The sequence below is a fragment of the Gordonibacter faecis genome (assembly GCF_030077735.1).
GTDB lineage: Bacteria > Actinomycetota > Coriobacteriia > Coriobacteriales > Eggerthellaceae > Gordonibacter > Gordonibacter faecis.
In genome coordinates, this window is record NZ_JASJEU010000008.1 from 40,232 (window position 1) to 58,974 (window position 18,743).

The 18,743-nt window shown below is 61.2% G+C and carries 17 protein-coding genes and 1 tRNA gene; 9 read left to right on the top strand and 9 right to left on the bottom strand.

Features of this window, described 5'->3' with window-relative positions; translation table 11 throughout:
- Positions 1–104 precede the first annotated feature (104 nt).
- Positions 105–290 (top strand): FaeA/PapI family transcriptional regulator, encoded by a 186-nt coding sequence (locus QNJ86_RS13885; RefSeq protein WP_365993970.1) that lies wholly within the window; start codon positions 105–107, stop codon positions 288–290.
- A gap of 263 nt (positions 291–553) precedes the next feature.
- Here the strand turns inward: QNJ86_RS13885 and QNJ86_RS04530 are convergent, their stop codons facing one another.
- Genes QNJ86_RS04530 through QNJ86_RS04545 form a run of 4 tightly spaced genes read right to left on the bottom strand, consistent with a single transcriptional unit; the run spans position 554 to position 4,824 of the window.
- The gene (locus QNJ86_RS04530; protein WP_283831405.1) at positions 554–865 is read right to left on the bottom strand and encodes a helix-turn-helix domain-containing protein; all 312 of its coding nucleotides are present in this window, start codon (positions 863–865) and stop codon (positions 554–556) included.
- Positions 862–1,239: a metal-dependent transcriptional regulator gene (locus tag QNJ86_RS04535; RefSeq protein WP_283831406.1), complete on the bottom strand. Its 378-nt coding sequence runs from the start codon at positions 1,237–1,239 to the stop codon at positions 862–864. Before QNJ86_RS04535 ends, QNJ86_RS04530 begins: the two co-directional genes overlap by 4 nt.
- Entirely contained in the window at positions 1,236–2,984 is a 1,749-nt protein-coding gene (locus tag QNJ86_RS04540) for an ABC transporter ATP-binding protein (RefSeq protein WP_283831407.1), read from the bottom strand. The genes QNJ86_RS04535 and QNJ86_RS04540 overlap by 4 nt, the downstream gene beginning before the upstream one ends.
- Entirely contained in the window at positions 2,974–4,824 is a 1,851-nt protein-coding gene (locus tag QNJ86_RS04545; protein WP_283831408.1) for an ABC transporter ATP-binding protein, read from the bottom strand. The genes QNJ86_RS04540 and QNJ86_RS04545 overlap by 11 nt, the downstream gene beginning before the upstream one ends.
- A 132-nt stretch (positions 4,825–4,956) precedes the next feature.
- On the opposite strand from QNJ86_RS04545, the gene QNJ86_RS04550 reads away from it, so the two are divergent.
- A complete protein-coding gene (locus QNJ86_RS04550; protein ID WP_283831409.1) occupies positions 4,957–5,679 on the top strand; it encodes a TetR/AcrR family transcriptional regulator in 723 nt (240 codons plus the stop codon).
- On the opposite strand, the gene QNJ86_RS04555 is transcribed toward QNJ86_RS04550, so the two are convergent.
- Genes QNJ86_RS04555 through QNJ86_RS04570 form a run of 4 tightly spaced genes read right to left on the bottom strand, consistent with a single transcriptional unit; the run spans position 5,616 to position 10,497 of the window.
- Positions 5,616–7,127: an ABC transporter ATP-binding protein gene (locus tag QNJ86_RS04555; RefSeq protein WP_283831410.1), complete on the bottom strand. Its 1,512-nt coding sequence runs from the start codon at positions 7,125–7,127 to the stop codon at positions 5,616–5,618. The two genes, QNJ86_RS04550 and QNJ86_RS04555, sit on opposite strands and share 64 nt — an antisense overlap.
- A complete protein-coding gene (locus tag QNJ86_RS04560) occupies positions 7,124–7,936 on the bottom strand; it encodes an ABC transporter permease (protein ID WP_283831411.1) in 813 nt (270 codons plus the stop codon). The genes QNJ86_RS04555 and QNJ86_RS04560 overlap by 4 nt, the downstream gene beginning before the upstream one ends.
- Positions 7,920–8,906: an ABC transporter permease gene (locus QNJ86_RS04565; protein WP_283831412.1), complete on the bottom strand. Its 987-nt coding sequence runs from the start codon at positions 8,904–8,906 to the stop codon at positions 7,920–7,922. The genes QNJ86_RS04560 and QNJ86_RS04565 overlap by 17 nt, the downstream gene beginning before the upstream one ends.
- A 22-nt stretch (positions 8,907–8,928) precedes the next feature.
- Complete coding sequence (locus QNJ86_RS04570) at positions 8,929–10,497, bottom strand: ABC transporter substrate-binding protein (RefSeq protein ID WP_283831413.1); 1,569 nt, start codon at positions 10,495–10,497, stop codon at positions 8,929–8,931.
- A gap of 526 nt (positions 10,498–11,023) precedes the next feature.
- On the opposite strand from QNJ86_RS04570, the gene QNJ86_RS04575 reads away from it, so the two are divergent.
- The 5 genes from QNJ86_RS04575 (at position 11,024) to QNJ86_RS04595 (ending at position 14,446) form a co-directional block, all read left to right on the top strand.
- Positions 11,024–11,284 (top strand): helix-turn-helix domain-containing protein, encoded by a 261-nt coding sequence (locus QNJ86_RS04575; protein ID WP_283831414.1) that lies wholly within the window; start codon positions 11,024–11,026, stop codon positions 11,282–11,284.
- A 12-nt stretch (positions 11,285–11,296) separates the two neighbouring features.
- Positions 11,297–12,688, top strand: a complete 1,392-nt coding sequence (locus QNJ86_RS04580; protein ID WP_283831415.1) for a tyrosine-type recombinase/integrase — start codon at positions 11,297–11,299, stop codon at positions 12,686–12,688.
- Positions 12,689–12,775: 87 nt separating this feature from the next.
- Positions 12,776–12,849: transfer RNA gene (locus QNJ86_RS04585), tRNA-Gly, on the top strand.
- A 280-nt stretch (positions 12,850–13,129) separates the two neighbouring features.
- Positions 13,130–13,840, top strand: coding sequence for an HAD family hydrolase (locus tag QNJ86_RS04590; protein WP_283831416.1), 711 nt, complete (start codon positions 13,130–13,132; stop codon positions 13,838–13,840).
- 21 nt (positions 13,841–13,861) lie between these two features.
- On the top strand, positions 13,862–14,446 hold the full coding sequence (locus tag QNJ86_RS04595; protein ID WP_283831417.1) for a VanZ family protein: 585 nt from the start codon (positions 13,862–13,864) through the stop codon (positions 14,444–14,446).
- On the opposite strand, the gene QNJ86_RS13840 is transcribed toward QNJ86_RS04595, so the two are convergent.
- Positions 14,443–15,048, bottom strand: a complete 606-nt coding sequence (locus QNJ86_RS13840; RefSeq protein ID WP_347278113.1) for a helix-turn-helix domain-containing protein — start codon at positions 15,046–15,048, stop codon at positions 14,443–14,445. The genes QNJ86_RS04595 and QNJ86_RS13840 overlap by 4 nt on opposite strands.
- A gap of 64 nt (positions 15,049–15,112) precedes the next feature.
- Here QNJ86_RS13840 and QNJ86_RS04605 point away from each other — a divergent pair, with 64 nt between their 5' ends.
- Both QNJ86_RS04605 and QNJ86_RS04610 read left to right on the top strand, forming a co-directional pair.
- Entirely contained in the window at positions 15,113–16,699 is a 1,587-nt protein-coding gene (locus tag QNJ86_RS04605) for an LCP family protein (RefSeq protein WP_283831419.1), read from the top strand.
- A gap of 117 nt (positions 16,700–16,816) precedes the next feature.
- A complete protein-coding gene (locus QNJ86_RS04610; protein ID WP_283831421.1) occupies positions 16,817–18,673 on the top strand; it encodes a sensor domain-containing diguanylate cyclase in 1,857 nt (618 codons plus the stop codon).
- Positions 18,674–18,743: the final 70 nt, after the last annotated feature.

The following is an 18,743-nucleotide window of genomic DNA, read 5'->3' on the forward strand; positions in this document are numbered from 1 at the left end:
CAGGGGTCGCGACGATCGCGAGAACGGCGTACACGACGAGGATCATCCCGATAAGATCGAACACGACAAGGCCGACCGGGTACGACTCGAGCGCCGAGAAGAGCATGGTGAAGTTGGAGAAGTTGAGCGGGAACAGCGCGATCCCTCTTGCATCTCAGAACGTGGCGGAAAGCCTGGGAGTCGGGCTTCGCCAGGCTCAGCGCATCCTGAGGGAGCTCGAGGCCAAGGGGCTCGTCGAGCGGAGCGGCCATGGTCGCGGCACCCTTTGGAGCTCCGTCGAAGGCAAATGACGCACTATGGCCGAATCGCGACATCGCGACATGTCGCGATGTCGCGATTCCCGCCAGATGCGCGGAATCCTCGCCGCCTGCAACTCGCTCACGCCGCTCCCGCAAGCGCCGCGCAGCCCCGCCGCGAGCCATCGCTGCCCGCTATCGCTGCCCTCTCCCATGGGCGCGGCACTTTCGGTGGCGATTTTCCTTGGAATTACGATGCGGCCACTGCGTCAAGCCGAAAGTCCGACGCCGCCGTCCGCGAGAGCGCGACGGCGGCCTCACCACGGGTCGCGGGATGCGTCCCCGCCGGCCGGCCTCGCCTCGGCGGGACGAGACGGCGCCCCCTTGGCGAGGAAGGCGCCCAACCCGACCTCCAGCTCCGCGCACAGCCTCACGAACTCGTCCGCCCTCATGGCGCGCTCCCCGTTGAGGACGCGCCACAGGCGCTTCGGATCCACCCCTATGCGGCGGGCGAGCTCCGCCACGCTGATGCCGCGCTTCCATCGCGCCTGCTCCATCCTGGCCGCTATGAGGTCGATGTGCTTCATTGGGCTATCGGGCGGCGCGCCGGAGCGCGGCTTCAGGGTCATCGCCCGCCGCGGCCGAGATGCTCGGCGAGCTTCCTGAACGACTCCTCCGACAGGCAGTGCTCCATGCGGCACGCCTCCGCTGAGGCGGTACGGGCGTCCACGCCGGACTCGGCGAGCAGGCGCTCGAAGAATCGGTGGCGCTCGAGCGTCGTCGACGCGGCGCGCTCGCCCTCCTCGGTGAGGCGGACGTCGTGGCCGCACATCCAGACGAGCCCGGCTGCGGCGAGGTTCGAGAGCGCCTTGGTGACGCTCGGCTTGGAGACGCCGAGGTGCGCCGCGATGTCCACGTTGCGGCACACCCCGCGCAGGCGGCGGATCACAAAGATGGCCTCGAGGTAGTCCTCGGAGGATTCGCCGAGAAAATGAGCGGTCATCGGACTTGTTCTCCGATCGTCCACGTCAAGCCAGATTGCTGGACGTCGACCATTCGCCTGAACACCCCGCCAGACGCGAGCAAATCACGTGGACTCCCCTCTTCCACTACCTTGCCTGCGTCCAGCACGATAACCTTGTCAGCGTTCAGCACGGTTCTCATGCGGTGGGCGATCACCAGAACGGTTTTTCCAGCAAGAAGCCCAGAAAGGGCTTCCTGGACCTTCGTCTCGCTCTCGACGTCGAGAGAGGCGGTTGCCTCATCAAGAAGGACGATCGGGGCATCTTTGAGCAACGCCCGGGCGATTGAGATTCGCTGCCTCTCTCCTCCTGATAAGCGCGATCCGTTTTCTCCGATCCTCGTGCGGTAACCGTCTTTCATCCGCAAAACGAACTCGTCGCAGTTCGCTTCCCGCGCTGCGGCGAGAACCTCTTCATCGGTCGCTCCAGGCTTTCCAAAACGTATGTTTTCCATGATGGTGTCATCGAACAGGACCACATCCTGGAAGACCTGAGCGTAATAAGTCAGCAGAGCTTCCGGATCGATCGTCGACACGTCCGTCCCGCCAAGGGAAACAACCCCCTCATCAGCATCCCAGAATCTCGCCGCGAGCCTGACGACAGTCGACTTCCCCCCTCCCGAAGGGCCGACGAGCGCGGTTACCTCCCCTTCTTTAGCAACGAAAGAAACCTCCGAGAGAACATCGCCGCCCCGTTCGTACGAAAAAGACACATTCTTGAAAGCGATGTCGAAGCTTTCGGGGCTGATTATCCTTTCGCCCTTTTGTCGGGGCTGATCTTCGATAGACTTCATCCTTCGGATCCCAACGCGGAGCGAGAGAAGCTCTGCTATCACCTCGAGCACCGTGCTGATCGGGTCGTAAATCCTTGTTGCGGCAAGGAGGAAGCAGAAGTAGATCATAAAGTCGACCTGGCCGTTCGCGAGAAGTACGGTGCCGACTACCACAGTCGAGGCCATCCCCAATCTAAGAAGCGCTTGGGCGGCGCTCACCGGGACAGCGGTTGCAAGCTCGTTTGAAACCTGGGTACGTTCCGCCTCATCGATTCTTTCGTCAAGTCGAGAAACGAACGAATCCGTCTTGTTCCCCGCGCGTATCTCCTGGGCCCGTTCGAGATACTCTTGTATATCGCCCGCCAGCCTCAACTGCTCGCCGACAAGCCTTTCGTTTGCACGGCGCTGGCGCCTCGCGCTGCCCAAAACGATCCCGAGGGCGACGGGCAGAACCCAGAGCGCCGACAGGGCAAGCCTCCAATCGAGTACGAAAAGGACTGCGGAGACGATGGCGGTGGAGACCGCAGTTCCGCACAGCAGAGGTACGATGTGCGAGAACATTCTCTCCTGATCCGAGCAGTCTTTCATAAGCGTGGTGGTAAGGTCAGATATCTCCTTTCCGCCGAAAAACGAGAGGGGCAGCTCCCTGAGCACCTCGGCGAGCTCGATTCGCTTTCTTGCGCTTTCCGCGTACACGGAGTTATACGTGAACTCGTACTCAAGCCACTGAGTAGCCAGCATAAGAGCGAGCACGACGGCGATGTTGACGGCGTAGAATCCGAGATTCGGCAGAGGGGCGTCAGGGTCAACGAGATGCGCGAGGAAATCTCCCGCCACCATGCAGATGATCCCGATAGGCGCCATCATAACGAGGTTAGCAACGGCGCAGAACAGCGCGCCTCTTTTGAACTCGAAAGCCCCCCTCTCCGTAAGGGCGAACTTCTCACGCAGCATATCCGCCCCTCTCTCCGATTTTCCACGAAAGGCCCCTTTGGCACTCGGACCACATGCCAGAATAGGTGCCGCCAAGCTCCAAGAGATCGCGATGAGTTCCGGACTCCGCAATCTTCCCGGCTTCGACGACGCAGATGAGATCGGCGTCCACCACCGTCGACAAGCGGTGCGCGATCATAAGGACCGTCTTTCCGCGGGTGAGCTTCGAGAGCGCCTCCTGGATGAGGGATTCGTTCTCCGGGTCGGCGAAGGCGGTCGCCTCGTCGAGGACGACGATGGGGGCGTCTTTGAGGATCGCGCGGGCGAGGGCGACCCTTTGGCACTCGCCACCCGACAGGGATACCCCCTTCGGCCCGATTTCGGTGTTCAGCCCGAAAGGGCATTTCGCGACGATGTCCTCGCAGCGAGCCGCCCTCAGCGCCCTCTCGACGTCTTCTCGCGTCGCATCGGGCTTCGAGAACCTGACGTTGTCGAGGAGACTCGCTGCGAAAAGCTTGGTGTTCTGGAAAACGAACGAGACGGTATCCATAAGGTCTTTTTGTGCCATCTGGCGCGTATCGACGCCGCCTATGGTAATAGTCCCGGCATCCTGATCCCAGAACCGGGGGACGAGGCTCGCTATGGTCGTCTTGCCACCACCCGAAGGGCCGACGAGCGCGACGGTTGCCCCCTCCGGTATCGACATGCTGAGGTCGTCCACCGCCTTCGAGCTCGAGCCGGGATAAGAAAACGACACGCGATCGAACTCAACCCCGAACCGCCCAGGTCGCCGAGCAGCGCTTTCGGCAGGGAAGCGCATTGTCGGCTCGGACAGGATAATCTCGAATCTGGAGACCGCGTCCTGCGCCATTGCCAGCGCTTCCGACGCGTAGAGGATCTTCGTCATCATCGAGGTCGTGAGAGCGCTGAACACCGCGTAGAAGAGGAAGTTCGAGAACAGAAGCGAGAAAGAGCCCGCATGCGCAGCGAGAAGTATCGCGACCGGAACCAATACGGCGAACGTGGCGTTGATTGCAACGATCTGGACGATCTGAGGCCCCTCGCAGAACTTCGAGTACCCGTGCGCCATGTCGCGGTATTCGATGACCGAGTCCCGGAAGGCTTTGAAGGAGTTGGCCGTCTGCTGGAATATCTTTATTGCGGGCATGCCCCTCACGTACTCGGTTGCCGCCGCGTTCATCTTGTTCAGGGCGGTTTGGTAGTTTCTCACGAAAGTCAAGTAGTTCGAGTTCTCGTCGCTTGATCCCCCTCCCATGATCTTCCACATGCAGATCGCGGAAACCAGCACAGGGACAAGGCATGCCAGCCCCATCCAAAAGTCAAAAACGAACATGACCGCAAAGAACGCGATTGGCGTGACCAAGGCTCCGACAAAATCCGGGAACTTATGAGCTAGAACGTTTTCGGTTTGGCCGGCGCACCCGTCGATGATCCTTCTCGTCTCCCCCGAAGGATGAGTCGAGAAGTAGCCGAGCGGAACCTTGGCAAGATGCCTCAAAGCAGCCTTTCTCATATTGTTCGCCGTCCGAAAAGCAGCGATATGCGTGCACATCAATGCGCCGAAATAGACCGCGACCCCAAGCGCGGCGAGAGCCGCCGCGGCGACCGCGAACCCAAGCACGTCTTCCGCCTCGCCCCAGAACGGCGCCACCTCGACAAAGCGAGACAGGACGAACCAGACGAGCACGAGCGGCGCAACTACGAGCGCGGCATGGACCGCAGAGAGCGCGCAGCCGACGACGGTTAGCGCTTTGTACGACCCCGCATAATCAAGTAGCTTGAGCAACGGCGGTTTTTCGCAACCGCCGTTGACCTCGCCGCGTTCGAGTTGTCTCTCCATCGCTCCTCCTTTTATTGGTCACTGTCCAAATAAAAATGATACATCAAGGAGTTTCTATTGACTAACAATTTGTTTTCCAACATGATGGTGGCGACCGCACGGGATCGGACGGAGCCAGCAGAGGAGGGCGTCATGACCGCGAAACCGTCTCCTCGAAGAGACTGCGATCTTCCCGAGCTCACCGCCGAAGCAATACGGGATGCGGCCGTGCGATTGACGAGAGAGAAAGGCCTCGACGGGTGGAGCATAAGGCAGCTCGCAAAAGAGCTGAAAGCATGGCCCAACAACATCAGTTACCGCGTCGGAAGAAGAGACGACGCCGCTCAGCTTGTCGTCGATTACGTCATGGGGGAGATCGACGTTCCCGAAGACACCGGCGATTGGAAGCCTTGGTTCGAAGAGCTATTCGTCAGAACTCGTAAGGTTCTGAGGCGCTACCCTGGCGTCGCGCGCAGGCTTGCCGCCGTAGGACCCGGCCTTGGGGCGGCAAACGAAACGATCCACAGGGGGATATCCCTGCTTGAGCGCGCGGGATTCGGAGATCGGAGCGCCGAGATCTACTCATCGCTCATGTGCAACGTCTGCGCGTTCATCGCCACCGAAGACGACAGGGATTCCATGGCAGAAGAGCGAAAAGCGAAAGGAGCCCAGTACTCTCGGGGGGCCCACAGCAAAGACCGCGAGGTGGCATCGCTGGGAAAGGTCGTGGCGCCGATCGCAAAGGACGAGGCTGCCCGGCAGCGCTATTTCGATGACCAGTTCCTGAATCTCGTGAGGGCGCTTATCGCGGGCTACAGCTCTATCGCCCTCGGACAGCAAGAAGGCGCCGATCGCTCATTGGGGACGCGGAGCTGAGATTGGCACGTGTAGTCTGCAACGCGAGCGGAGTGAGACACCATTATGACGGCCAGGCCCTCTCTCTCCTTGAGCTCGTTTATGGTGTCGAGTATCTCTTTTTGGGTGGTCGGATCCAGAGCCGACGTAGACTCGTCGCATATGAGGACCGACGGCGAGTGCGCCAAGGCGCGTGCGATGGCCACCCTCTGGGCCTGGCCTCCCGATAGGGCGCGAGGGTAGTACCCCTTGAGCGCCCTCGGTAGCCTCACCGTGTCGAGCAGCTCGTCAACGCGCGCATCGCATTCCGACGAACTCTGGCGCGGATGGGTTCTGCTTACCGCGCGCGCAAGCTGGGTCCCCACCTTCACTGCGGGGTTAAGGCTCGTTGCCGGATCTTGCGGAACGACCTGCATACCGAGCAATTGCTTTTTGTTTCTGCGAGAAAAAGCAGCCGGAACCTCCTCGAGCACTCCGCCCGAATCGAGCCGTATGGTTCCCCTGGATGCTGGCCGCTCTCCAATCAGCGCTTTCACTACGGTGCTCTTCCCCGAACCGGAGTCTCCGACAAGAGACATCCCCCGCCCTTTGCCGAGAGCGAACGACGCGCCGCTAAGGGCCTTCTTCCCATCGGGCGTCACGACGTCGAGATCTTCGACGAGAAGCACGGGATCGCTCGGCTCAGAAGCACTGCGGCCCCCGTCGACGGCAAGCCTTTGAGCCGAAACCAGACGCTGGGCGTACTCGGTCCTCGGGGCACTGAGCAGCTGCGAGGAAGTCGCCGATTCCACCACGACCCCTCGCCGCATCACCGACATAGACGGCGAAAGTCTGCTTGCGATCTCGAGATCGTGCGTGATGACCACAACCGTCGTCCCCGACTCTTCGCAAACGCGGCGAACGGTGGCAACGACCTCGTTGGCGGCGGCATCATCCAGTCCGGCGGTAGGTTCGTCGAGAACGAGAACCTTTGGGGTGGAGGCAAGGGCGCGAGCAATGGCGACGCGCCTCCTTTGTCCTCCCGAAAGGGAGGACGGCCGCCTCTCTAGAATCCTATCGACTTCCGACAGGCCAACTTGCGCAATCAGACGTTCGACTCCCGACCTCGAAAGGGAGGCCGTCTCCCCGACAAGGCGCCCCACCGTAAGATGAGGGGTAAGCGACAGCGCGGGATCCTGAGAAAGCCATGCAACCGTCTTTCGGCGATAAAGAGCCAAGTCCGATTTGGAAAGACTCAGGACATCTTCCCCGTCGACGAGGATAGACCCCGAAACATGCCTCAAACCCTCCCTGATGCATCCGAGCAGAGCGAGGGCCAAGGTCGTTTTTCCCGATCCCGACTCCCCGACCAACGCCATTCCGGTTCCTTCCCAGACATCAAGAGACAAGCCGTCGAGAACCCTTTTTCCGAGCTCATCCTCTATGATTAACTGAGACACGCGAACGATAGGGGTCGCGTCTGCCATCATGCCATACTCCTGTCTCCCAATCTGTCAAGCAGAAGGTTCCCAGAAATCGTGATGCTCGCAATGGCGATTGTCGGCGCAAGAGCCGCCCAGGGGTTCAGGGCGATACCCGATACCCCGGTCTGGATCATCGTTCCCCAGTCAGCTCCGGTCCCCAGAGGATCGAATCCGAGAAACGCCGCAGAGGCTACCAAGTAGATTGCGTTGATGAACCGAAGGCCGACGGTGGTCGCGATGGGCAGAACCATGTTTGGAAGGATCTCCCTCGCCGCCACTACAAGGGGAGGGTCCCCAGCCAGCCTCGCTATCGAGACATAAGGCGCACCTGCCAGCGGGCGCACGAGAGACCTCGTGTAACGCGCTATGTACGGAGCCGACACGGCGGTCGTTACCGCAACCATCGTCGCGATGCCCGACCCCAAACCGAAGACAAGCACCATGATGACGAGCATGGAGGGAACGACCAGGAGCATATCGAGCGCGTACGACAGCACCTTTGCAGCCTTGGATCCTCCGCTCACCGCAAAGCCGAGGACGACGCCGACGAAGGATGCAACGGCGGTTGAGAGCGCCGCAACCGCCAAAAGCTGCGCGCCGCCGTGGAGAAGCCTCATCAGCACATCCCTACCGAGCCCGTCGCTTCCAAGCAGATGCTCGGGTGACGGCGGCGCAAAAGCGGCGGCTACGGTGCTCGAACCGTCGCCGGGCACGAAGTACCCGACGATCGTCGCGATGATGGCAACCGCGAAGAAGGCACCGGAAACCCAGGTCGTCAGCCCACTCCGTCGCGTTCGTTTAGGCATCCTGCTCATACCGAGAGCCCTCCCTCGAGCCAAGAGCGTCTGCTATCCAGTATGCAGCCAACGAGACGGCTACCACCACGGCGGAGCTCGCCATCAGCAGATCGGGCTCCCGATTGAGCACCGCATTCACAAGCAGGGTTCCAAGCCCAGGGAAGCTGAAAAGGGACTCAATGATGACCGTCCCGCCAATGAGGTAGGGAACGACAGACGCAACCGATTGGGCAACAGGGGCGACAACCCCTGGGAGCAGATGCCGCAAAACGACCAAACGCTCCTCCAATCCAGAAAGACGCGCCGACTCGACGTGAGGCATCTTGCTCTCCTGCTCGACCACCGCCCTGACAGGCCGGATCAGGGTGCAGGCGCCGATAAGGGAAATCGCAGCGATGGGGAGAACCATGATGATGGGCTTCTCGAAGAGAGACCCCCCGCCAGTCGGCAGAAGCGAGACGGCGGGAAACCAGTGAAGCGCAGTTGCGAAGATCGTCACTATCAGCAAGCCGATCACGAATTCAGGAGTGCCCACCACTACCAAAGACATCGCGCTTACCGCTTTGTCTAAGGCTTTCCCACTATGAAGGCCAGCGCAAAGCCCGCCCGCCAAGCCAACAGCGATCACTACGATCAAGGAGATCGCGAAAAGCACCGCCGTCCGCGAAACGGGCCCCACCAATGCATCCGCAACTGGGAGACCCGAGGAAAGCACCGTTCCGAAATCGCCCTGAAGAGCGCTGACGATCCAGGCCCCGAACCGGTAGAGCACCGGTTTGTCGAGTCCGTATTCGGCCGCGAGCTCCGCCACTCGATCAGGAGTCGCCTGAAGCCCAAGGCGCTGCGTGGCGGCATTGCCGGGCAGCGCCTCTAGAGCGAGAAAGACGAGAAAACAGGTGAACAGAAGGGAGATCGCAAACAGCGCGACGCGCGAAAGGATGCGAACGACGCCTCTCTTGCGCGCTCTCCGTGCAGCATTGTCGGACATGCCTCACCGGCTCCCTCTGCCGTTACTCGGAAAAGGCAGCATGAGCGAACAGGGGCACCGACAGCGTGATCTCGATACCGTCCAGCGTATCGACCTGGCCGCTCAGGTCGGCGCAATACCCCCACACGATGTCGCCGCCTTCTGCCCATAGCCTTGCTTGCGCTTGGTTCAGGATGTCGGCCCGCTCTGCCTCGTCGACGGTCGAAGTCGCCTGGGATAGAAGGGCGTCGTATTCTTCGTCTTTCCACTGGCTGAAGTTGTAGGGGGAACTCCCGCCCGTGTACATGACGGCGGAGGCGATGTACGGCCTGTTGATAAGATACGTCGCGAACACCTGGGCACCGTAGATGGTGTTCATATCCGAGAACAACGTTGTCGGATCCTCTTCGATGATCGTCACGGAAACGCCCGCCTCCTCGAGCTTCTGGGCGAGCATCTCCGCAGAGTCGTTGACCCCCGTGGTCGTCTCGGCGGTCGTGATGGAGATTTCCGCGACCCCCTTTTCGCTGAGAATCCGCTTCGCCTCGTCAAAATCGTATCCGCGCTGCTCGAGGGAATCGTTGTAGCCCGGCATTCCCTGACCGAGAACGTCGTTTCCGACAACGCCCGCCGACCTGAAGATCGTATCGCACATCGTCTGTCGGTCGACGACCATCTTGAATGCGCGGCGGACGTCGGGATCGTCGAACGGAGCCATGCTGGCGTTAAGGCAGAAGCGGAACGAGCTGGAGTTCTCGATTCCCCCGTTGAACACGGCGAACCCCGTCTGCCCCTCCAGCGTCGCGGCGTTGGTCGTCGAGATCTGATGGGCGTAATCGACCTCGCCAGTCGTGAGCGCCGCATAGCGGGTTTCGGGGTCGGTGATGGGGATGATTTCCACGGTGTCGATCGCGGGAGCGCCTCCCCAGTACTCCTCGTTCTTCAGCAAAACGGCGCCCGTATCCGGAGAGAAGCTCGACAGCTTGAACGGGCCGCTCCCGATGTCCTGGGAAAAGTCGTCCCCGGCGCTACCCTTCGGAAAAACGAACGTCACCGCCGACACGACTTCGTCCCAAAAGGTCGCCTGCGGGGAGAGAAGCCGAAGAACGAACGTGCGCTCGTCTTCGACAGTGCTGCCCGCCCAATCGACGTTCGAGTAGAACGATGCGTACATTGGGGATGTGCCCGCATACTGCAAACTGTAAAGGGCGTCCTCGGCAGTGACGGGATCTCCGTTGTGGTAATAAACCCCCTCTCTTAGGGTGACCGTCCAGGCGGTTGCATCCTCATTAGGCACGATTCTCTCCGCAAGTTGATTTTCAACGATGCCGTTCCTGAGGAGGATGAGGGAGTCGTAGACATTCAGCGCGATGGCTAGAGGCAGCAATGTGCTAAAGGTCGCCGGATCCAGCGTATCCGTCGTGCTTCCCATCATCGCAACGCGAAGCGTTGTACTGTCCTGCGTCGTTGGCTCCTCTTGATCTGTCCCGTTTTCGGAAGAGCAGCCGCCAAGCAGCCCGCCCATTCCGACAGCGAGGGCCGTTCCCCCCACAAGCTTGATGCAATCTCGCCTCGAAATCGACGGCGAAGCGGCTTTCAACATGTCGCGCATGCTCTTCGTCCCTTCTCTTGGAGTAGTTATTTGAACACTGTCCAAATATGACTGGATCATGATAGCGCATAGAGTTTCATTTGTCTAACTTAAAATCGGACACCTTTCATACGAGAAAACGGGGACGAGCGGCTCGCTGAATCAAAATGTGGGCTCGTCGCTTAATTCGCATCGCCTACGCTATCGCTCAGCCAACGACCTTATGCCAACCCAATCGAAGGGTGTTTCCCCAAGAGTGAAGGAATCACGAGCGCCTTCAGCATTAGAGGAAGCGCCGCGCGGTCCATTCGACACGATCAGAACGGGTACGCCGCTTCCCAAAACGGCGAAAAGAACCCCGAGCCGCAGCGGAAGGGAGTACGGTGCGAGAAACGCGCGGCCGGCATCGCCCCTCCGCGAAACCCCCGGCCGCGTAGCACGGATCGGGCGCGCCCGCAACCGTGCGGGCTACCCTGGGGCATCGTTGCGCCGCGGCGCAGACCCGCCCAGAATGGGCGCGCACGGCGGAGACGAAGGAGGGATGACGATGGATGCAATAGGAGAGCTGAGAGTCGACGTGGAGCGGCTGCGGGCCGCGGACCCCGAGGGGCTCTACCTGTTCATGATGCGGGACTACCCCTACATGATGACGCCCGACCAGGTGGCGGAGTTCACGAACACGACCGGCCAAGAGGTGAGGCGCCTTCTCAGGCGCGGGGAGATGCGCGGGTGCCGCGTGGGCGTCAAGTGGCTCGTCCCCAAGATCTCGCTGCTCGACTACCTCTACGGGCGAAGGCGCGCGGAGTAGCGGGGCGCGACCGTGGCGAGGCTCTTCTGCGACAAGCCCTACAACCTCGACGAGGCGGCCGCCAGGCGAGGCGTCCCGCGCCGCAAGCGCGGCGACTCCCGCACGACCGCCTACGAGCTCACGATCCGCGTCCCCGAGGAGTTCCGCCGCTACTTCGGCGGGAAGAAGAAGCTGACGCGGACCGTGTTCGCCCTCAACAAGCGGGTCGACCTCAAGGGAAAGGTCAAGGACTTCGAGGACGAGAAGAGCGCCGAGCTGGACCTCGCGCTCGAGGCGGACGGGAAGGACCCCGCCACGCTCGCGCCGCGAGCCTTCGCGGAGATGCCCTTCGGCGAGTACTGCCGCCGCTACGTCGAGCGGCGCACCGGCGTGGTGGCGAAGGGGACGACCGTCAACGAGCGGCGCTACCTCGCCTACGCGAGGGCGACCCTGGGCGAGATCCCCCTCAAGGACCTCACCGCCGACGACGTCGAGCGGTGCCTGCTCGCGGTGCCGCGGCTCTCCGAGGAATGGGCCGCCGAGCACAGGAGGCGGCTCGAGGAGAACCGCGCGAGGAAGTGGCGCGAGGGGAACCACCGCAGGCAGAAGCCCTTCGGCCCCCTGCGGGTCGCCGGCCCCCAGATGCAGAACAAGGTTCTCAAGTTCGTGCGCGAGGTGCTCAACGACGCGCTCGACCGGGAGCACGTGACGAAGAACGTCGCGAAGAAGCGCTTCCTCTCAAAGGGCTTCAGGAAGGGCAAGCCGCTGATCGACCCCCTCATGGAGGACGAGGCCGGGCGGTTCCTGCGCGAGGCCTCGCTCCTCCCGACGGGCGCGCTGAAGGTCGCGGTGCTCGTCCTGTTCGCCACCGGCATGCGGCCCGAAGAGATGCTCGCGCTGCGCGTGGGCAGCTTCTCCCCCGCCGACGCGGAACGCGGCCGGGACGCCGAGCTCCGCATCGTCGCCGCGCTGCGCGACGGCGAGATCGAGGGCTTCACGAAGTCCGACAGCTCCATGAGGACGGTGCCCGTCGACTCCTACACGGCCTCCGTGATAGAGGAGTGGATCGAGGCGAAGAGGGCGGACCTGGCGGAGATGGGGCTCGTCATGAACAGCGCGACGCCGCTGCTGGGCACCGCGGGCAGGCCGTGGCCGTACGAGAGCTTCCGCAACGAGTGGGGCCGGTTCATCGAGCGGGCGGGGTTCAAGGGCATGCGGCCCTACGCGCTTCGCCACACGTTCGCGACCATCAACCTCGCGCGCGGCGAGAACGTCAAGACCATCTCGGTGCTGCTCGGGCACGCCGACGCGTCCTACACGCTCGACCTGTACGTCGGCTACATCCCGTCGACGACCAGGGGGCTCGCGGACCGCTACGTCGGGGGCCTCGCCCCCGAGCTCGCCGAGTCGCCGAAGGCCGCCTGACGGGGGCGCGTCCTGCGGATTGTTTGAAGGAGGGAGGATTCTCGATGAGACGACGCCGCGATGCGCTATACTATCGCTCGCTGAATCGCGGGCGTGATTCAATGGTAGAATTTCAGCTTCCCAAGCTGACCACGCGGGTTCGATTCCCGTCGCCCGCTCCATCGCCTCCACACGGGCACCGCATTCCGAGCGGTGCCCGTTTTTCGTCGAAAAGGGTATTCAAGCCCCCGGGGCTGTCCAGTATAATTTCCAGTAGATAGCGTATTGTGGGTATGCATCTTGCGATAAGACCAGGTCGGAGTTACGCGTGTTTCCGATGCCTTCAGTAAGCGGACGGCTTCCCAAGCTTGTATTCGCGGGTTCGAGTCCCGTCACCCGCTCCATGAACCTACTATCCAAGCTTCGTGCTTGGATTTTTTGTATAAGGACTGAGGTAACAATATGGAACCAACGACCACTTCCGTATCCGCCGAATCCGCCACGTCGTCCGCGCCCTCGCCCGCGGGCTCTTTCGAGGCGTTTGTCTTTGACTTGGACGGTACGCTGCTCGACACATTGCCTGACCTGGTGGTACTCACGAATGCGGTACTGCGCGACGCAGGCTTTCCTGAGCGTACGCCAGCAGAAATACTCAGCTTCGTGGGCAATGGCGTGAAGGCGCTCATGTATCAGGCGGTGCCGGCCGATGCCGATGAAGCCGCTGTTGAACAGGCTATGGAGCGCTGGAAGGCCCTCTACCCCGACTACGGCCACAAGCTGACCAAACCCTATGCTGGCATCCCTGCGCTGCTGGATGAACTCAAGCAGCGCGGCGTGAAGTTGGGCGTGCTGTCGAACAAGTTTGACGAAGGCGTGCAGGATGTCATCGCAACCTATCTGCCTGACACCTTCGACACCGTGCATGGCGAATGTGCCGACATCCCGCGCAAGCCCGACCCAACGGGGCTTTTGCGTACAGCTCGCGAACTGGTGGTGGAACCCGCGCACCTGATGTATGTGGGCGACTCGCCGAACGACGTTGCGGTGTCACGTAATGCGGGCACACTCGTTGCAGCGGTGACCTGGGGATATCATGATGCCGAAAGTCTGAAGGCTATCCAGCCTGACTTTCTCATCGACGATCCGCGCGAACTGCTGCACCTCGTGCGCTAACCGCTCATACTAAGGTAGCCCGTGCACAGCGCCCCTAACAACCAGTCGCGCAACCAGCATCAGTCCCTCGTCGCACCCCCGGTACTCGCAGCGCCTGCACCCACGCCCACGCGCGCCTCATCCCGCTACACCCTTATTAGCTGGGTGCTCGTCGTGGTGTGGGCCGGCTTCATTTTTTTCATGTCGTCAAATTCCGACACAGGTCTCAACGAGGGTCTCGGTCTCTTCTCGCGCATCTTTCAAGATTTGAAGGCGTTCCAAGCCCAGCTGTTCGGGCCCGACGCGGACGTCATATCATCTCTCGCGCACTTCTGCGAATACACGGTGTTCGGCGCGCTGCTGGCGAATGCGCTGCGTTGCCATCTGCCGCTCGGGCGCGCCTGCCTGCTGGCCATTGTGTGTGCCAGCTTCTACGGCGTCACTGACGAACTTCACCAGCTCTTCGTGCCTGGGCGTATGTGTGATCCTCTGGATTGGCTCGTTGATACCTTCGGCGCCAGCCTTGGCTCCGGTCTGGCCTTCCTCTGGTTCCGCCGCCGCGCTCGCATACGCTCCAGCGTCGACAGCGCAACCTGCGCCGCCGCCAACTCTCGCGCTCGCCGCTAACCCAAGCGCGCGTGTCCTTCGCGTCGCGTGCGCGCTTCGGCAGCCTCCGCCGGCATTAGCAATTCCTCAAGTGACACATCCAAAGCGTCAGCCAGGCGCACAATAACCGAAAGGCGTGGATCGGCCGTTCCGTTTTCAATGCGATTGAGGAAGGGGCGTCCGATATTGGCCATCAAGGCGAACTTCTCTTTCGTCAGCTTAGCTTCCTTCCGCAAACGTGTCACGTTGCGGCCGAGGGAGACCGCAATGAGGTCTCGCTCGCTCGTGAGCGGGGTGTGGGACAAGGGGTCGGTTTGTTCTTCGCAAAGCAGCATGATGAAAAGCCTAGCGGCTTTGACGTAAGGCGCTGTAACCACGTGATTACGTTTTGTCGAATATCTCGATACACGGTTCGTATGTGAGGTTTGTCCCCTTGGCATGCCAATTTTATGGGGTTCACGCATCGATGATAAAATGGACAAGAACCTGTGCGGTTTGCCCATACCATCTCGGACGATGGTTGAAAGCCAGATTCCCTGGCGAAAGCGCGGCGGCCCACGATAGAACTCGCACGAGCACAAGTCTCGTTTGTGCAGGTGAAGGCAGTGGAAACGGCGGCGCATCCCGTCACCCCGCTGGCCTCTGGCACCTCCCCGAAAGTGGGGCCGAGACTGTTGAGGAGAACCTATGGCGCCACGAAACTCTCGCACCAACCGACAGGAAGCGCGCTCGTCGCGCGTACCGCAATCGGCTCGGGCGGTCCGTTCCGCAAAGGCGGCTCAGTCGGGCCGCGGTGCTGGGCAGCCCATCGACACGCAGCCCACGCGCGAGCCGGACTCACGCGCGGACGCCGCCTCGTACCGTTCGGCCTACGTGTCCGGTAGCCAGGGTCGCGACGCGAATGCCGCATACTCCCGCCAGTCGGCCATCAGCCAGTACTCTCGTTCCAACCCCCAGTATTCTACGCGCGCAAGCAAACGTATGAGCAGGGGAAAGAAAATCGCGCTGGGTGTTGTGGCCGCGCTGGTGGTAGCCGTGGTCGGCGCGGGCACCGCGTTTGCGTTCTACATTAACTCTATTAACGCTGAACTCGGGGGCAACAAGTCGAGCGATGAAATGAAGGCAATCCAGGATGTGCTAACTCCATCGAAAAGTTTTGACCAGCCGTTTTACATGATGCTCATCGGCTCCGACAAGCGAGAGGGTGACGAAGCGGCGGGTGCGCGCTCCGACACGAACATCGTCGTGCGTGTTGACCCGAAAGCCAACCAGGCCACCATGCTTTCCATCCCGCGCGACACCATGATTGACATCGACGGCTACGGCCGCAATAAGTTCAACGCGGCTTACAATTACGGTGGCGCTCCCTCCAGTATTCGTGAGGCAAAACAGCTGCTCAACGTGGATATTTCCCACTATGCCGAGGTCAACTTCGAAAAGCTAGTGGAGTTGGTGGATGTCGTGGGCGGCGTGGACGTGATGGTGGACGAACGCATCGACGACCCGGACGCCGACAACACTACCGACAACCCCTACGGCAAGCGCATCATTATTGAAGAAGGCCAGCAGCATCTCGACGGCGAGGCCGCGCTCGTGTTCGCCCGCAGCCGCGCCTATGTTGATGGCGATTTCACGCGGACCGCCAATCAGCGCAAACTCATTATGGCTCTGGTGGAGAAGGTACTCTCGCTGCCGGTGACGGAGCTGCCTGGCGTCATCCAGAGCGCCGCAAAGTGCGTGAATACCGACCTGTCGGTGACCGACATCGTGAACTTGGCGCAGCAGTTCAAAGACGCGGGCGACCTGACCATCTACTCGGCTATGGTGCCTTCGGTTATTCCGGACTTCCTGATTGACGGTGTATCCTACGTGTTCAACGTGCCTGAAACCACTAAGGAGATGGTGAAGGTGGTCGAACAGGGCGGCGACCCGAACACGGTCGTGGTAACGCCCGAGGCTGAGGCGTCGGCGAAGGCGCAGTACAGCGGCTACGGTGGCGGCAGCAGCGGCAGCACCTATGGGTTGAACAGCGCAAACGACAACTCTGGCTACTATAATCCCAGCACCTACAGCGACGGCACCTCGGATGGCGGCTCCGGCTACGGCACCGGCGGCGGAACCGACGTGCCCTCCGGCGACGATACAGCAGGTGGCGGCTCGGGTTACGACCCCGGCTATGATCCTGGCTACGACCCCGGCTACGATCCTGGAATCTCCGATGGTGGCACTGGCGGTTTGGACGAAACCGGCGGCACCGCAGAACCCCTCGCCTAGTTCGCTCTCGCGTGAGCGGTGGTTGCATTTTCCCGCGGCGCAGCCCATACTTGATATCCACACGATGGGGCCCACCGTGCTCCGCGCAGACACATCAAAAGGGCGAAGGATGCGGGTATGGGTACGGCGAACGAAAGCGATCATCACCACAAGCGAACCCCGCGTCGCCCTGGAGCATTTTCCGCTCGCGCGCTGGCCATCTTGGTGAGTTCCATCCTGCTGGTAGCCGCCGTTGTGGCCATCGTGTTCGATCTTTACTCAATGTCTCTCAGTGACGAATTCAACAAGATGTCGGCTGAGGGCATGAACGACTTCACCACCGCTCAAAAGGTGGAAGTTGAAGCGTCCATCAGGGAAGTCTCTAGCTCCCTGTCCACCATTCGTACGCTGGCTGAAGCCTCCGATATCGACCCCGAGGGTGCTGCGTTTGCCAATTTCCTCGCCGCGTGGAACGAACGGCGCTCGTATCAGGTCACGTACGCCAGCATCGAGTCCCTCAAAGAAGGCCTCAAAACCTCCGCCATTCCGGAACGCGATGAGCACACGCTGGAACTGCTCGAAAACGGGGAAAGTATCGTCTCAGATGTGCGCAAGTCGCATCGCCTCAACGGCTATTATTACAGCATTGCCGAGCCTGTGGTGAAAGAGGGGCACGTGGTAGGCGTGCTGCGCAGCATTGTGGACGCGCGCGGCCTGGTAACTTCCACGCAGGTCAAGTCACAAATTTCATTTCTCGGGTCGCTGCTTATCAAAAATGATGGCACCATCGTGGCCGTGTCGCAGGACATGGAGCCGCTGAATGGGCGAAGCCTCTACGACCTTCTGCAAGACTACGGTTTCGACGAGGCCGAGGTGCAGCGCATCCGCGATAACGTTGAGAACGACTACGACGTGGCCACCATCCCTATTGGATGGCGTGACGGGCGCACCGTGTTTTTTACTTCCGTGCGGCTGAACGTGAACGGATGGAGCATCGCGAACTTCACCGAAGAAGCTTCCATGACGGAGCATTCCCAGGTTATTCTTCGCGATATGGTGGCGGCCGGTTCGGTGCTCATCGTCATCAGTGCTGCGGCGTGCATCGCGGTGGCACTGGTGCTGAGCCGCTTCCGCCAAAAAGCACGGCGCGAATCCGAGCGCTACGCCGTGCTTTCGGAATTCACCGATACGGTGCTCTTCGAATATTCCTACGCTGACGACGTGATGGAACTTTCGCCCAACGCGCGCAGCGTGTTCACGGTGGCCGCGCTGAAACGCACCGACTACCTAAAAAACGGAACGCCGCTGGTGGTAGTGCATGCCGAAGACGTGCAGAAAATTAAAGAGTTACTGGAGAATCCGGCGCCCGAGGGCGAGGTGCACACGCTCACGTTGCAAGCGCGCTCAGCCACGGGCGAGTACCGTTGGTACACCGTCAAGTGCCGCTACCTCTACGAGAGCGACGTGCCCTACGCCGCCGTCGGCAAGATGGTGGACGTCACGCAGCAGCGCGCCGTGGAGGAACAGCTCACGTGGCGCTCGCAAATTGATGGCCTGACGAAAGCGCTCAACAAGGTAACCACCGAAGAGCGCGTGAACGAGGTGCTGGACACGTGCGAGGCAGGGCGTTTGTTTGTGATTGATGTCGACCGGTTTAAGCAGGTGAACGACCGCTACGGGCATAGCATGGGAGATAGGGTGCTTGCGGGTGTCGCACGTGTTCTGTTTGAGGTGTTTCGCCAGGACGATCCCGTCGGCCGCGTGGGCGGCGACGAATTTATCGTCTTCGCGCCCGGACTCTCAAGCGAAGAGGCTGCCGAGGAAAAGAAGGAAGCGCTGCGCGTCCAGCTGGTTACGCTCGGGCGTGAGCTGGGGGTTTCCTCGCTGTCGGCAAGCGTGGGTACGGCGCGCTATCCGGAAGACGGCGCACGGTATGAGGAACTGTTCGACGTGGCCGACCGCGCGATGTATCGCGCGAAGCACGCGCGCTCGTAGGAGCGAGCGCAGGGCACCCGGACAAGAAGGCGCCAAGGGCCGCCGCCCCCCCGCACGCACAAAAAAACGA